The 14,668-nt window shown below is 61.9% G+C and carries 15 protein-coding genes; 10 read left to right on the top strand and 5 right to left on the bottom strand.

Annotated elements, in window-relative coordinates:
• The first annotated feature begins 17 nt into the window (after positions 1 to 17).
• Complete coding sequence (locus Q1W70_RS11830; RefSeq protein ID WP_302098839.1) at positions 18 to 737, top strand: AzlC family ABC transporter permease; 720 nt, start codon at positions 18 to 20, stop codon at positions 735 to 737.
• Positions 734 to 1,063 carry an AzlD domain-containing protein gene (locus Q1W70_RS11825; RefSeq protein ID WP_166592535.1) on the top strand — a complete coding sequence of 110 codons (330 nt, stop codon included), beginning with the start codon at positions 734 to 736 and terminating at the stop codon, positions 1,061 to 1,063. Before Q1W70_RS11830 ends, Q1W70_RS11825 begins: the two co-directional genes overlap by 4 nt.
• A 3-nt stretch (positions 1,064 to 1,066) precedes the next feature.
• Here Q1W70_RS11825 and Q1W70_RS11820 read toward each other — a convergent pair whose 3' ends face one another.
• Both Q1W70_RS11820 and Q1W70_RS11815 read right to left on the bottom strand, forming a co-directional pair.
• On the bottom strand, positions 1,067 to 1,921 hold the full coding sequence (locus tag Q1W70_RS11820; RefSeq protein WP_166592536.1) for a sulfurtransferase: 855 nt from the start codon (positions 1,919 to 1,921) through the stop codon (positions 1,067 to 1,069).
• A gap of 34 nt (positions 1,922 to 1,955) precedes the next feature.
• On the bottom strand, positions 1,956 to 2,627 hold the full coding sequence (locus Q1W70_RS11815) for a TetR/AcrR family transcriptional regulator (protein WP_166592537.1): 672 nt from the start codon (positions 2,625 to 2,627) through the stop codon (positions 1,956 to 1,958).
• Positions 2,628 to 2,774: 147 nt separating this feature from the next.
• On the opposite strand from Q1W70_RS11815, the gene Q1W70_RS11810 reads away from it, so the two are divergent.
• The 5 genes from Q1W70_RS11810 to Q1W70_RS11790 all read left to right on the top strand — a co-directional run bounded on the left by Q1W70_RS11810 (position 2,775) and on the right by Q1W70_RS11790 (position 7,443).
• The gene (locus tag Q1W70_RS11810; RefSeq protein WP_302098838.1) at positions 2,775 to 4,205 is read left to right on the top strand and encodes a coniferyl aldehyde dehydrogenase; all 1,431 of its coding nucleotides are present in this window, start codon (positions 2,775 to 2,777) and stop codon (positions 4,203 to 4,205) included.
• A gap of 26 nt (positions 4,206 to 4,231) precedes the next feature.
• Positions 4,232 to 4,777 (top strand): twin-arginine translocation pathway signal protein, encoded by a 546-nt coding sequence (locus tag Q1W70_RS11805; RefSeq protein ID WP_182342757.1) that lies wholly within the window; start codon positions 4,232 to 4,234, stop codon positions 4,775 to 4,777.
• Between the two features lie 43 nt (positions 4,778 to 4,820).
• On the top strand, positions 4,821 to 6,416 hold the full coding sequence (locus Q1W70_RS11800; RefSeq protein ID WP_182342759.1) for a GMC family oxidoreductase: 1,596 nt from the start codon (positions 4,821 to 4,823) through the stop codon (positions 6,414 to 6,416).
• A 115-nt stretch (positions 6,417 to 6,531) separates the two neighbouring features.
• Positions 6,532 to 7,011, top strand: coding sequence for a pantetheine-phosphate adenylyltransferase (gene coaD, locus Q1W70_RS11795; RefSeq protein ID WP_040071510.1), 480 nt, complete (start codon positions 6,532 to 6,534; stop codon positions 7,009 to 7,011).
• 180 nt (positions 7,012 to 7,191) lie between these two features.
• The gene (locus Q1W70_RS11790) at positions 7,192 to 7,443 is read left to right on the top strand and encodes a YfhL family 4Fe-4S dicluster ferredoxin (protein WP_038358877.1); all 252 of its coding nucleotides are present in this window, start codon (positions 7,192 to 7,194) and stop codon (positions 7,441 to 7,443) included.
• A gap of 3 nt (positions 7,444 to 7,446) precedes the next feature.
• On the opposite strand, the gene mutM is transcribed toward Q1W70_RS11790, so the two are convergent.
• Together mutM and Q1W70_RS11780 are read right to left on the bottom strand one after the other, a co-directional pair.
• Positions 7,447 to 8,259: a bifunctional DNA-formamidopyrimidine glycosylase/DNA-(apurinic or apyrimidinic site) lyase gene (gene mutM / locus Q1W70_RS11785; RefSeq protein ID WP_182342761.1), complete on the bottom strand. Its 813-nt coding sequence runs from the start codon at positions 8,257 to 8,259 to the stop codon at positions 7,447 to 7,449.
• A gap of 30 nt (positions 8,260 to 8,289) precedes the next feature.
• Complete coding sequence (locus Q1W70_RS11780; protein WP_166592542.1) at positions 8,290 to 9,159, bottom strand: HDOD domain-containing protein; 870 nt, start codon at positions 9,157 to 9,159, stop codon at positions 8,290 to 8,292.
• Between the two features lie 143 nt (positions 9,160 to 9,302).
• Between Q1W70_RS11780 and Q1W70_RS11775 the strand changes: the two genes are divergently transcribed.
• The 3 genes from Q1W70_RS11775 to ilvD all read left to right on the top strand — a co-directional run bounded on the left by Q1W70_RS11775 (position 9,303) and on the right by ilvD (position 13,281).
• Positions 9,303 to 10,499: a class I SAM-dependent rRNA methyltransferase gene (locus tag Q1W70_RS11775; RefSeq protein ID WP_095164601.1), complete on the top strand. Its 1,197-nt coding sequence runs from the start codon at positions 9,303 to 9,305 to the stop codon at positions 10,497 to 10,499.
• Between the two features lie 136 nt (positions 10,500 to 10,635).
• The gene (locus tag Q1W70_RS11770; protein ID WP_185818077.1) at positions 10,636 to 11,094 is read left to right on the top strand and encodes an REP-associated tyrosine transposase; all 459 of its coding nucleotides are present in this window, start codon (positions 10,636 to 10,638) and stop codon (positions 11,092 to 11,094) included.
• A gap of 345 nt (positions 11,095 to 11,439) precedes the next feature.
• Positions 11,440 to 13,281 (top strand): dihydroxy-acid dehydratase, encoded by a 1,842-nt coding sequence (ilvD, locus tag Q1W70_RS11765; RefSeq protein ID WP_166592543.1) that lies wholly within the window; start codon positions 11,440 to 11,442, stop codon positions 13,279 to 13,281.
• A 182-nt stretch (positions 13,282 to 13,463) separates the two neighbouring features.
• On the opposite strand, the gene Q1W70_RS11760 is transcribed toward ilvD, so the two are convergent.
• Positions 13,464 to 14,519 (bottom strand): HAD family hydrolase, encoded by a 1,056-nt coding sequence (locus tag Q1W70_RS11760; protein WP_166592544.1) that lies wholly within the window; start codon positions 14,517 to 14,519, stop codon positions 13,464 to 13,466.
• Positions 14,520 to 14,668 lie beyond the last annotated feature (149 nt).

The raw sequence follows: 14,668 nt of genomic DNA, 5'->3' as shown, positions 1-14,668 counted from the left end.
GCACAAGGAGAGTCTCCATGACCCGTCAGCAACTTTTTTCCCGTGGCATCCGCGACAGTTTCGCCATGGCGGTGGGCATCCTGCCGTTCGGCCTGATCTTCGGCACCCTGGCCGGCGCGGCAGGCCTGACCCTGTGGCAGGCGGTCGGTATGTCACTGCTGGTGTATGCCGGCTCTGCGCAACTGATCGCCCTCAGTCTGTTGGGCACCGGCGCCAGCGTGCTGGTGATCCTGTTGACCACCTTCATCGTCAACCTGCGTCACGTGCTCTACAGCGCCACCCTGCAACCCTATGTCGGCCGCCTGCCGCAGCACTGGCGCCTACTCCTGGCCTTCTGGCTGACCGACGAAACCTTTGCCGTGGTCCAGCGGTTCTACCTGCTGCACGGCGACAAGCCCCTGGCGCAGTGGTACTGGCTGGGCGTCGCCAGCTCGCTGTATGCCTGCTGGGTGGGCAGTTCGCTGGCCGGCGTGCTGTTTGGCCAGGCAGTGCCGGACCTGGCGAGCTGGGGCCTGGAGTTCGCGATGCTGGCGACCTTTATCGGGATTGTCGTGCCGCTGTTGCGCAACCGGCCGCAAATTGCCGCGGCCCTGGCCGCCGGCGCCGTGGCCCTGGCCACCCTGCACTGGCCCTACAAACTGGGCCTGATGGCCGCGGCTTTCAGCGGGATCGCCGTGGGCGTGCTGCTGGAGCGCCGCCAAACGCAGCAACACCCCGCCAGGGAGTTGCACTCATGAGTGACGGCTGGCTGATTCTGGGAATGATGGCGATCACCTTTGCGCTGCGCTACAGCCTGTTCGCCTGGCCCAACCTGAAGTTCCCGCCACTGGTGCGCCAGGGCCTGCACTACGTGCCGACGGCGGTCCTGACAGCCATCGTGGTGCCAGGCATGCTGTTACCCGATGGCCAGCACTGGGCGCTGACCCTGGACAATGCCTACCTGTTGGCGGGGTTGGCAGCCATTGCCATCGCAGCCACCACCCGCCACCTGCTGGCGACCATCGGTGGCGGCATGCTCGTGTTCTTTGGCTTGCGCTGGCTGCTGGGGCAGTTACCGCTCTAAGGCTTAATCGCCGGTGGCAATCGCGCGCTGCGGATCGGTGATCCATTCGCTCCACGAGCCGGCGTACAGTGCCCCCAACGGGTAGCCGGCGAGGCACAGGGCAAACAGGTTGTGGCAAGCCGTCACGCCCGAGCCGCAGTACGCCACCAGTTCGCTCGGCGAGCGCTGCGCCAATTTCTCGGCAAACCGCTGCTGGAGTTGCGCAGCCGGTAGAAAGCACCCGTCCGGCCCCAGGTTATCGGTGAAGGCCGCACATGACGCGCCCGGGATGTGCCCGGCCACCGGATCGATCGGCTCGACCTCGCCGCGAAAACGCGGCAGCCCCCGGGCATCGAGCAGGGTCAGCTCCGGCCGGGCGAGGCGTTGCTGCAGTTGGTCGGCGCTCAAGACCATCGCCGCGTCCGGGGCACCGCTGAACGTGCCGCGGTGATTGCCCGGCGCATCCAGGCTCAGCGGCAGGCCGGCGGCGTGCCAGGCCTTGAGGCCACCGTCGAGAATAAACACGCCATCACGCTTGCCCAGCCACGCCAGCAACCACCAGGCCCGGGCCGCATACGCACCGGGACCGTCGTCATACAGCACCACCTGGCTGTCGTTATCGATGCCCCAGGCTTGCAGGCGCTCGATCAGGGCCTGGGGGTCCGGCAGCGGGTGACGGCCAGTGACCCCCTTGATCACCGGCCCGCTGAGGTCACGCTCCAGATCGGCAAACGAGGCGCCGGCGATATGCCCGTCGGCATAGCTGCGCTGGCCATAATCCGGGTCTTCGAGGGCAAAACGACAATCCAGGATCACCAGAGCGGCCTGATCCTTTTTCTGGTCCAGGGCAAGGGGGCTGATCAGTTGCGCGATGGGCATAGCGGGCTCCTGTGAGGTAAGTCTTGGCGCGATCCTACTGCACTTCTTCGAGGGCCTGGCCCAGCGGCACGTAAAACTCCTCGAACAGGGCGTCGATTTCCTCGCGCGATTGTTCGGTGACAAACCCGGCTTCCAGTACCAGCACCTGGTACACGCCGCGTTTAATGGCCTGTTCACTGAGGTGGCTGGAGTTTTCCCGGGTGGTGCACAGAAAACGCACCCAGGACGTCAGGATGATCCAGGCGTTGAGCGTCAGGGATTCGATCTGCACCTTGTTCATGGCGAGAATGCCCGCCTCGACAAAACCGGCGTAGATCGCCGTGCCCTGGATCAGGCAGCGTTGGGAGAAACGTCGATAACGGGCCGCCAGCTCCGGATCATTGTCCAGCAGGTGCTCCAGGTCGCGGTGCAAAAACCGGTAGCGCCACATCGCATCCAGCAGTTCCTGCAGGTAGTAGCGCTTGTCTTCGACTGTGGCGGCGCGCCCTTGCGGCGGGCGCAGGAAGCTTTCCACCAGGGCCTCGTACTCGCTGAACAACACGGCGATGATCGCCTGCTTGTTAGGGAAGTGGTAGTACAGGTTGCCCGGGGATATCTCCATGTGCGCGGCGATATGGTTGGTGCTGATGCTGCGCTCACCCTGCTGGTTGAACAGCTCCAGGCTGTTCTGCACGATGCGCTCGCTGGTTTTTATTCGTGGGGCCATGGCTTGAGCTTTAATTCTGCTGTGCGTTGCGGGCATCTTACGACCTATCCGTCGGCGGATAAATCATCGCTTCCCGAGGAAGTCATTTGACTTTTTAGAGCATAGACTCTAAAAACTTCCCCATTACAAAAAAAACCTGGAGCTACCATGACCGCCGAAATTGCCTACCTGCAAGACTCCCAGCAGCCATTGAGTGAGCTTCACAACCTGTTTACCGCCCAGCGCCAGGCGTATGCGGCCAACCCGATGCCGCCCGCGGCCCAGCGCCAGATGTGGCTCAAGGTGTTGAGCGACGTCCTGAGTGACCAGCGCCAGAAGTTGATCGACGCGATCAGCGAAGACTTCAGCAACCGCAGCGCCGATGAAACCCTGCTCGCCGAACTGATGCCGAGCCTGCATTGCATCCATTACGCCAGCAAACACCTCAAGGGCTGGATGAAAGCCTCACCGCGCAAAGTGGGCGTGGCCTTCCAGCCGGCCAAGGCCAAGGTGGTCTACCAACCGGTGGGGGTGGTCGGAGTCATCGTGCCGTGGAACTACCCGTTGTACCTGGCGATCGGCCCGCTGGTCGGCGCCCTCTCGGCGGGCAACCGGGTGATGCTCAAACTCAGCGAATCCACCCCGGCCACCGGCAAGCTGCTTAAATTCCTGCTGGGCCAGATCTTTCCCGAGGACCTGGTGACCGTGGTGCTGGGCGAGGCCGACGTGGGCGTGGCGTTTTCCCAACTGCCGTTCGACCATCTGCTGTTCACCGGCGCCACCAGCATTGGCAAACACGTGATGCGCGCGGCGGCCGAAAACCTGACACCGGTGACCCTGGAACTGGGTGGCAAATCCCCGGCCATCGTCTCCCACGACGTGCCCCTCAAGGATGCCGCCGAACGCATCGCCTTCGGCAAGACCCTGAACGCCGGGCAGACCTGCGTCGCTCCGGACTATGTACTGGTGCCGCAGGACCGGGTCGAGTCTTTCGTCGAGGCCTATCGCCAGGCGGTGCGTGGCTTCTACCCGACCCTGGCGGACAACCCGGACTACACCGCCATCATCAACCCACGCCAATTGGCGCGGTTGCACAGTTACCTGAGTGACGCGAGCGCCAAGGGCGCGCAGGTGATCCCGCTGTTCGAGCAAGACCAGGATCGACGCATGGGCCACAGCGTGCTGTTGAACGTCAGCGACGAGATGATCGTGATGCAGGACGAAATCTTCGGCCCGCTGCTACCGGTGGTGCCCTACACGACCCTGGACCAGGCGTTTGCCTACATCAATCAACGGCCCCGTCCACTGGCGCTTTACTACTTTGGCTACAACAAGGCCGAACAGAATCGCGTACTCCAGGAAACCCACTCCGGCGGCGTCTGCCTCAACGACACCCTGCTGCACGTTGCCCAGGACGACATGCCGTTTGGTGGCATCGGCGCTTCCGGCATGGGCCATTACCACGGCCGGGAAGGTTTCCTGACGTTCAGCAAAGCCAAGGGCGTGCTGATCAAGCAGCGCTTCAACGCGGCCAAGTTGATCTACCCACCCTACGGCAAGTCGATCCAGAAACTGATCCAGAAACTGTTCATCCGCTGACTCTTCACTGCCGGGTAAAAACAATAATGAACCCACGCTTTTACGATGCCCCCGCGCTGTCCCGGCGCGGCCTGCTCAAATTCAGCCTCGGCGCCACCGCCTTCCTCGCCACCGCGGGCCTGGGCGCCAGCCTCAGCGGTTGCTCGGCCAGCAGCCCGGCCAACGGTTTTGCAATTATCCGCGACAGTGACCTGGGTTTTTTGCGGGCGCTGTTGCCGGTGATGCTCGAGGGCACCGTGGCGGCCGAAAAACTCCCCGCCGCCACTGAACAAACCTTGCGCAGCCTGGACCACGGCCTCGATCACCTGTCGCCACAAATGCTCAAGCTGACTCAGCAACTGTTCGACGTGCTGGGCATGTCGGTCACCCGTGGGCCACTGACCGGAATCTGGGGCAGTTGGGAAAATGCCAGCAGCGAGGCCATCCGCCACTTCCTGCAACGCTGGCAAAACAGCTCATTAAGCCTGCTGCGCATGGGCCACAGTTCGATCCTGCAACTGGTGATGATGGCCTGGTACAGCCGCGCCGAGTCGTGGGCCCATTGCGGCTATCCCGGACCACCGAAGGTCTGAGATCCACGCCCCTCACCACCTCATAAATATAAGAGAGCCCCAGATGCCCGTACCCGATCCGTTCCGCGAAGGCATGGCCCGCGGCTGGAAAACCTACAACGGCTCACAACTGGCCAATGACCTGACCCTGGAAGCCGACATCGCCATCATCGGCAGCGGCGCGGGCGGTGGCACCACGGCCGAGATCCTCAGTGCGGCCGGCTATAAGGTGCTGCTGATCGAAGAAGGCCAGCTCAAGACCAGCAGCGACTTCAAAATGCTCGAAGACCAGGCCTACGCCAACCTCTACCAGGAGGGCATCGGCCGCATGAGCAAGGACGGTGCGATCACCATCCTCCAGGGCCGCGCGGTGGGTGGCACGACACTGATCAACTGGACCTCGAGCTTTCGCACCCCCGAACAGACCCTCGAACACTGGGCCCGGGAGCATGCCGTCAAGGGCCACAGCCCGACGGACATGGCGCCCTGGTTCGAAAAAATGGAACAACGCCTGGGCGTCGCGCCCTGGCTGGTGCCGCCCAATGCCAACAACGAAGTGATCAAGAAAGGCTGCGAGCAACTCGGCTACAGCTGGCACGTGATTCCACGCAACGTGCGCGGGTGCTGGAACCTCGGCTATTGCGGCATGGGCTGCCCGACCAATGCCAAGCAGTCGATGATGGTCACTACCATTCCCGCGACGCTGGAAAAAGGCGGCGAGCTGCTGTACCTGGCTCGCGCCGAACAGCTGTTGATCAAGGACGACCAGGTCACCGGCCTGCTGTGCGTGGCCATGGATGAGCGCTGCGTGGCGCCCACTGGCCGCACCATTACCGTCAAGGCACGGCACTACGTATTGGCCGGAGGCGGGATCAACAGCCCGGCACTGTTGCTGCGTTCCAAGGCACCCGATCCCCACGAACGCCTCGGCAAACGCACTTTCCTGCACCTGGTGAACATGTCCGCCGGGCTGTTCGATGAAGTCATCAACCCGTTCTACGGTGCGCCGCAGTCGATTTACTCCGACCACTTTCAATGGCAGGACGGCACCACCGGCAAAATGTCCTACAAGCTCGAAGTGCCGCCGCTGCACCCGGCGCTGGCGGCGACCCTGCTCGGCGGTTTCGGCGCCGAGAGCGCGGCGCACATGCAGCAACTGCCCCATACCCACGCCATGCTGGCCCTGCTGCGTGACGGTTTCCACCCGGACAGCAGCGGCGGCAGTGTCGAGTTACGCAGCGATGGCACGCCGGTGCTCGACTACCAGGTCTCCGACTATGCCTGGGACGGCCTGCGCCGGGCGTTTCACAGCATGGCCGAGATCCAGTTCGCCGGGGGCGCCAAGGCCGTCATGCCAATGCACGCCGATGCGCGCTACGTGAACAGCCTCGCGCAAGCCCGCACCCTGATCGACGGCCTGAGCCTGGAGCTGTATCGCACCCGCCTGGGCAGTGCCCACGTCATGGGTGGTTGCGCCATGGGTGAAGACCCGGCCCACGCCGTGACCGACAGCCTCGGGCGGCATCATCAATTGCGCAATCTGTCGGTGCATGACGGCTCGCTGTTCCCCACCAGCATTGGCGCCAACCCACAACTATCGGTCTACGGGCTGACCGCGCAACTGGCGAGCGCACTGGCTGAACGCCTGCGAAACCCATGAAAAAACTGCTTATTCGCCGGATCTATAGTGCGTTCTTAGCCCAATGGCGACTTGGCCGACCGGGAAGGCTGCGATACCATCCGACTCCCCAACGGATTCCCGCCAGGACGACGCGATGAACCGAGTGTTGTACCCAGGTACCTTCGACCCTATTACCAAGGGCCATGGCGATCTGGTCGAACGCGCCGCGCGCCTGTTCGACCATGTGATCATTGCTGTCGCCGCCAGCCCCAAGAAAAACCCGCTATTCCCCCTGGAACAGCGTGTGGAGCTGGCCCGCGAGGTCACCAAACATCTGCCGAACGTCGAAGTCGTCGGCTTCTCGACGCTGCTGGCGCATTTCGCCAAAGAGCAGAATGCCAATGTATTCCTGCGTGGTTTGCGTGCGGTCTCGGATTTCGAGTACGAATTCCAGCTGGCCAACATGAACCGCCAGTTGGCCCCGGACGTGGAAAGCCTGTTCCTGACGCCGTCCGAGCGCTATTCGTTTATATCTTCGACGCTGGTCCGTGAAATTGCGGCCTTGGGCGGCGATATCACCAAATTCGTCCACCCGGCCGTGGCCGATGCTCTTACACTCCGGTTCAAGAAATAGACCCCGACTGTAGGAGCTGGCTTGCCAGCGAAAAACGTCAACGATTACGCAGCGCTATCAGAAAGTACACAGCGCCCTGACGTTTTTCGCGAGCAAGCTCGCTCCTACAGCGTCAATGCGGCACAATTGTGCGCATTAGTTTTCAGATGCCCGGGCCGACGACCCTGGCTGGAGTCCCCAATGTCCCTGATCATCACCGACGATTGCATCAACTGCGATGTCTGCGAACCCGAGTGCCCGAACGCCGCCATCTCCCAGGGCGAAGAGATCTACGTGATCGACCCGAACCTGTGCACCCAGTGCGTCGGTCACTACGACGAACCGCAATGCCAGCAGGTTTGCCCGGTCGATTGCATTCCGCTGGATGAAGCCCATCCGGAAACTGAAGAACAGTTGATGGAAAAGTACCGGATCATTACCGGCAAGGCCTAAGGCTTATCGCTGGCACCTGGGGCAAAACACACTCGCTCGCTGCCCCAGTTTCACCTCTCTAAGTTCTGTCCCGCAGACCTTGCAGCCCTCGCCGCCCCGGCCATAGACGAACAGTTCCTGCTGGAAATAGCCCGGCTGGCCGTCTCCGCCGATAAAGTCGCGCAAGGTGGTACCGCCGCGTTCGATGGCGGCGGCCAGGATGCGTTTGATCTCGATCGCCAACTTCAGGTAACGCGCCCGGGAGATGCCCTTGGCCTCGCGGCGCGGGTCGATCCCGGCGGCGAACAGCGCTTCGGTCGCATAAATATTGCCGACCCCCACCACCACCGCGTTGTCCATGATGAACGGCTTGACCGCCATCGAACGCCCACGTGACAGCTGAAACAGGCGCTCGCCGTCGAAAAGGTCAGTCAGCGGTTCCGGCCCCAGGCGCAGCAGCAGTTCGTGGTTGAGCGGGTCGAGGCTCCAGAGCATCGCCCCGAAACGGCGTGGGTCGGTGTAGCGCAGGGCCAGGCCGGACTCCAGCTCGATGTCCACATGCTCATGCTTGGCCGCCGGCAGGCCGATCTCCACCAGGCGCAGATTCCCCGACATGCCCAAGTGGCTGATCAAGGTGCCGACCTCGGCGTTGATCAGCAAATACTTGGCACGTCGCTCCACCAGCACAATGCGCTGCCCGGACAGGCGCACATCGAGGTCCTCGGGGATCGGCCAGCGCAGGCGTCGCTCACGCACCACGACCCGGCTGACGCGCTGGCCCTCCAGGTAGGGCGCAATGCCGCGGCGGGTGGTTTCGACTTCCGGCAATTCAGGCATGGCGTACTCGGCTCAGGAAAGGTCCGGCGCTCAATGGTGCGCGCCGAGCTCACGGATCGTCTGTTTGAGGTTCTCGAAGTCGTAGTCCGAGAGGCCGACATAATCGAGCACCAGGTGGCCGATGCTGTCCCACTCGTGGTCTTCGGTCTGGTTGCCCAGCACCCGGTAAGAGGCACAGATGTGTTCCGCCATCTTGAGGATCGCCAGCAGGTTCTTCAACTGGCTGTTGCGCGAGGACTCGTCGCTGAAGATCGCCAGGGCGTTGTGGTGATTGGCGATGGCGTGGCTCACATGTTCCGGCAAGCGCCAGGATTTGGCCGTGTAGTAGCCGACCACCGCGTGGTTGGTGTTGAAGGCATGGTTTTCCGTGTCCACTACCCGGCAATCGACGCCGGCGTTGGCATAGGCCTGCTCCACCACCGCCATATAGTTGGGGAAGCGCTTGAGCATCAGCGGCACGCCACAGTCATGGAACAGCCCCAGGGCATAGGCTTCGTCCACCGCTTGCGAGCCGATGCGCTTGGCCAGGCTGAGACTGGTCATGGCCACGTCCTGCGCCGTGTCCCAGAAACGGTTGAGGGTGACGATGGTGTCGTCATTCATCTCGCCCTTGATCGACTGCGCGTTGATCATGTTGATCACCGAGCGGCTGCCCAGCAGGTTCACCGCCCGCTGGATCGAGGCAATCTTGTTGCTCAGGCCGAAATACGGTGAGTTGACGATTTTCAACAGCGCGCCGGAGAGACCCGGGTCCTGGGAGATCAGCTTCGCGATCACTTCAAGGTCCGGGTCCGGCATGTACTGCTCCATCTGCAAATCCACCATGATTTGCGGTTGAGGCGGAACACTGATGCCTTGCAGGGCCTGCTGAATCTGTTCGGAAGATAGCTCTTGGGACATAAGTACTCACTCTGGGCAGGCGGCGATTCTAACCCTTAAGCGCAGGTGGCCGACACCTCAAACCGCTGCCGCAGTCCATCCGGTGAGCCCGCCAACGGCTGCACAACAGGGTATACTCCCGCTCTTTTTTCTGGAGCGACGTCATGTCCCTGCCAAGCTTGCGCCTCAAAGCCAATGCCGACCGTCGCCTGCGCGCCGGCCACCTGTGGGTCTACAGTAACGAGATCGACGTAGCCGCCACCCCGCTGCACGGCTTCAAGGCCGGCGATCAGGCGATCCTGGAAGCCGCCGGTGGCAAGCCGCTGGGCATCGTCGCCATGAGCCCGAACAACCTGATCTGCGCCCGCCTGCTGTCGCGCGACATCAAGCTGCCACTGGACAAGTCGCTGCTGGTGCACCGCCTGAACGTCGCCCTGTCGCTGCGCGAGCGTCTGTTCGACAAGCCGTTCTACCGCCTGGTCTACGGCGATTCCGACCTGCTGCCGGGCCTGGTCGTCGACCGTTTCGGCGACATCCTGGTGGTGCAGATCGCCTCGGCGACCATGGAAACCCATAAAGACGACGTGATCGCCGCGCTGACCCAAGTGCTCAAGCCGAGCGGCATTCTGTTCAAGAATGACTCCGCCGCGCGCGACGCCGAAGGCCTCGAGCGCTACGTCGACACCGTGTTCGGCCTGGTGCCGGAGTGGGTAGCCCTGGAAGAGAACGGCGTGAAGTTCGAAGCGCCGGTCATTCAAGGCCAGAAAACCGGCTGGTTCTACGACCACCGCATGAACCGCGCCCGCCTGGCCCCGTACGCCAAAGGCAAGCGCGTCCTCGACCTCTACAGCTACATCGGTGGCTGGGGCGTTCAGGCTGCGGCATTCGGCGCCAGCGAAGTGTTCTGCGTCGACGCCTCGGCCTTCGCCCTCGACGGTGTTGAGCGCAACGCTGCGTTGAACGGCTTCGCCGACAAGATGACCTGCATCGAAGGCGACGTGTTCGAAGCCCTGAAAGAATTGAAAGCCAGCGAAGAGCGTTTCGACGTGATCGTGGCCGACCCGCCGGCGTTCATCAAACGCAAGAAAGACATGAAGAACGGCGAAGGCGCCTACCGTCGCCTGAACGAGCAAGCCATGCGCCTGCTCAACAAGGACGGCATCCTGGTCAGCGCCTCGTGCTCGATGCACCTGCCCGAAGATGACCTGCAGAACATCCTGCTGACCAGCGCCCGCCACCTGGACCGCAACATCCAGCTGCTGGAACGCGGCGGCCAGGGCCCGGACCACCCAGTCCACCCGGCAATCGCCGAGACACGCTACATCAAGAGCATCACCTGCCGGCTGTTGCCCAACAGCTGATAACGCAAAACCTATGTAGGAGCGAGCGCCCGCTTGCTCCTACAGGTGCAGGACACATTCTGATCCACTGCCGAAGCGACAACCTCCCACCCCACGCCTACCGTTTTCTCTTCCCATCACCGAAGAGGACAACGGAATGTCCAACACGCCAAAAGCCCATCGATTACGCACAGGTCGGCACTCGCAATCCGGTCGTATCTATCACCTGAGCGCTGTCACCCATGAACGACAACCGATCTTCAATGATTTGTACGTTGGACGCTTGCTAGTGAGTGAACTCAGAAGAGCTCATGAAGCCGGCAATGCCACCTCAATAGCCTGGGTCGTCATGCCGGATCACTTTCATTGGCTGGTTGAATTGCACAACGGTGATTTGCCGAGACTGATGCAGGCGGCCAAATCCAGAAGTGCTCGCGCCATCAACCAGCAAAGAGGTCGCCACGAAACGCTATGGCAAAAGGGTTACTTCGATCGGGCCTTGCGTCGCGAGGAAGATCTGAAAGCCATCGCCCGATACATCATCGCCAACCCTTTGCGCGCCGGGCTTGTGACTCGAGTTGGAGACTATCCGCTGTGGGATGCCATGTGGATTTAATACTGTAGGAGCGAGCTCGCTCGCGATGGTGGTCAACGATAACGCGGGGAACCTGATGCCCCGCGGTGTTCTCGGGTTCATCGCGAGCGAGCTCGCTCCTACAGGATTGCGTCTTTCCAAACGTCTTGTGAATGCTTGCAGCCATTCCCTCCAGCCGCCAGCGGTGTAGAATCGAACGATTCATCGCCAGTCATCCCCCGGCGGGTTTATGAGCTCAAGCTGAAGCGCGCGGCGATCCCGCAAAGTTTTCGGCAACTTCCGGACACCCGGCTATTTCTGAGTGTTCCAGACGTCAATAGAAGCTCACTTCCCTTTTGATACCTGATTAGCCGCCCGGAGTGCTTCATGCCTGATTACCGCTCGAAAACATCCACCCACGGTCGCAACATGGCCGGTGCTCGCGCTCTGTGGCGCGCCACGGGGATGAAAGATGACGACTTCAAAAAGCCGATCATCGCCATTGCCAACTCCTTCACCCAATTCGTACCGGGCCACGTCCACCTCAAGGACCTGGGGCAACTGGTTGCCCGCGAGATCGAACGCGCTGGCGGCGTGGCCAAGGAATTCAACACCATCGCGGTCGATGACGGCATCGCCATGGGTCACGACGGCATGCTCTATTCGCTGCCGAGCCGCGAGATCATCGCCGACTCCGTCGAGTACATGGTCAACGCCCACTGCGCCGACGCGATCGTCTGCATCTCCAACTGCGACAAGATCACCCCCGGCATGCTGATGGCCGCCTTGCGCCTGAACATCCCTGTGATCTTCGTCTCCGGTGGTCCGATGGAAGCCGGCAAGACCAAGCTCGCCTCCCACGGCCTGGACCTGGTTGACGCCATGGTGATCGCCGCCGACTCCAGCGCATCTGACGAGAAAGTCGCTGAGTACGAGCGCAGCGCCTGCCCGACGTGCGGCTCGTGCTCCGGCATGTTCACCGCCAACTCGATGAACTGCCTGACCGAAGCCCTCGGCCTCGCGTTGCCGGGCAACGGCTCGACACTGGCCACCCACAGCGACCGCGAACAGCTGTTCCTGCAGGCCGGGCGCACCATCGTCGAACTGTGCAAACGTTACTACGGCGACAACGACGACTCGGTATTGCCGCGCAATATCGCCAACTTCAAGGCGTTCGAAAACGCCATGACGCTGGACATCGCCATGGGCGGTTCTACCAACACCATCCTGCACTTGCTGGCCGCCGCCCAGGAAGCCGAGATCGACTTCGACCTGAAGGACATCGACCGCCTTTCGCGCCACGTGCCGCAACTGTGCAAGGTCGCGCCGAACATCCAGAAGTACCACATGGAAGACGTGCACCGCGCAGGCGGGATCTTCTCGATCCTCGGTTCCCTGGCCCGTGGCGGCCTGCTGCACACCGACCTGCCGACCGTGCACAGCAAGACCATGGCCGAAGGTATCGCCAAGTGGGACATCACCCAGACCACCGACGAAGCCGTGCACCACTTCTTCAAGGCCGGCCCGGCGGGCATCCCGACCCAGACCGCGTTCAGCCAGTCGACCCGCTGGGACACCCTGGACGACGACCGTGAAAACGGCTGCATCCGCAGTGTCGAGCATGCCTATTCGCAAGAAGGCGGCCTGGCCGTGCTGTACGGCAACATCGCCCTGGACGGCTGCGTGGTGAAAACCGCCGGTGTCGACGAGTCGATCCACGTGTTCGAAGGCAACGCGAAGATCTTCGAAAGCCAGGACAGCGCCGTACGCGGCATCCTCGCCGACGAAGTGAAGGAAGGCGACATCGTCATCATTCGCTACGAAGGCCCGAAAGGCGGACCGGGCATGCAGGAAATGCTCTATCCGACCTCCTACCTGAAGTCCAAGGGCCTGGGCAAAGCCTGCGCCCTGCTCACCGACGGTCGTTTCTCCGGCGGCACCTCGGGCCTGTCCATCGGCCACGCTTCGCCAGAAGCGGCTGCCGGCGGCGCGATTGGCCTGGTGCAGGACGGCGACAAAGTGCTGATCGACATTCCCAACCGCTCGATCAACCTGTTGGTCAGCGACGAAGAACTGGCGGCACGCCGGGTCGAGCAGGACAAGAAAGGCTGGAAGCCGGTAGAAGTGCGTCCACGTAAAGTGACCACCGCACTGAAAGCCTACGCCCTGCTGGCCACCAGCGCCGACAAGGGCGCCGTGCGCAACAAGGCAATGCTCGACGGGCTGTAAGGCTTAACCGTCGAACAAAAAAATACCCCGCCAAGTGCGGGGTATTTTTTTGGGCAACATCCGGTCAACTGTAGGAGCGAGCCTGCTCGCGAAAAACCTGAGAGCACCGCGGGGTATCAGGCTTCCAGCGTTATCGTTGACGACCATCGCGAGCAGGCTCGCTCCTACAGTGAAGCAAATCCTTACTGAATCTCCTCCGGCTTGACGATCACCCAGTTCTTGTCCGCCGTCACTGGCAGCCCTTCCTTGGCCTGGGCCGCAGCGTGCTTGGCCATCATGCCGTTGATCTGGGCCATGTACTTATCCTTGCGGTTGACCCACAGGTGGATGCCGCCCTTGGCCACGTCGACGCTGTGGAACAGCATGTAGCCGTCGCTGGTCGGGGTATCGCCGCCCACCAGCACTGGTTTTTTCCACTCATCGATGTAGGTCAGGATCGCGGCCTGTTTGCCGGCCATCCAGGTCGCAGGGGTCCAGAGGTACGGGGTCAGCTCCAGGCCCAGGTTGGCTTTCTCGTCATACTTGCCGGCGCTGATCTGCTTGCGCGCGGTGGTCAGCTCGCCGCTTTTGCGGTCCTTGAGCAGCATCGTCACGCCGATCACGTTTTGCGGTTTGACGTTGTAGCCATACTTGGGATCGGAGGCGACCATGCGCACCAGCTCTTCCGAGGCGGCGGTCATCACATAGACCTCGATGCCGTTTTCCATCAGCTTGTTGTACAGCTCGGCTTGCCCGGTGAAGATCTTCGGTGGGTTGACCTCGATGGTCTTGACCACGTCGCCGTCGTAATAGGTGCTGGGCACTGGCTTGCCGGAGGCCATCAACTCGTCGACGTAGCCCTTGAGTTCCTTGAGGGTGAAGCCGGAAAAGACCTGGGCGACCCAGGGGTAGCAGACCATGTCATCGAGCTCGCACAGCCGGTAGTAGTAACTGAACAGGCTTTCCTGGTGCTCGGCGGTGTCCTTGAACGGGATCAGTTTCAGGGAGGGGTCCAGCTTCTCGCGGGTGATCAGGCCCTTGTTTTCCATGAACGGCAACAGCGACTCTTCCAGGTCGTAGCGGTAGCTGGTGTTGTCCATGTCGAACACCGCGTAGTTACCCTTGTTGGCGTTGGCCGCGATCATCGCGTCCAGTTGTTTGGCCTGATCCTGGGGCCAATGTTTGAGATCGGTGGCGAACACCTGGCCGGCAAGGCCCAGGCACATGGCGACGGCTAACACGTGCGTGGCGACTTTCATGTGCATTTCTCCCTGAATGAAAGTCATCGACGCTAACAAATCTGCATGACCGTCCCCGTCTGAGCGCGACCGCTTGCGTGCTGATTCCGTCACCGGCATAACCGACAGCGTCAGGCCCTTATTCCAAAAACGACAGTCACCATGCGTTT

Origin of the sequence: Pseudomonas kielensis (assembly GCF_030505375.1) — a bacterium.
Lineage (GTDB): Bacteria > Pseudomonadota > Gammaproteobacteria > Pseudomonadales > Pseudomonadaceae > Aquipseudomonas > Aquipseudomonas kielensis.
This window is presented reverse-complemented; position numbering and strand designations above follow the sequence as displayed.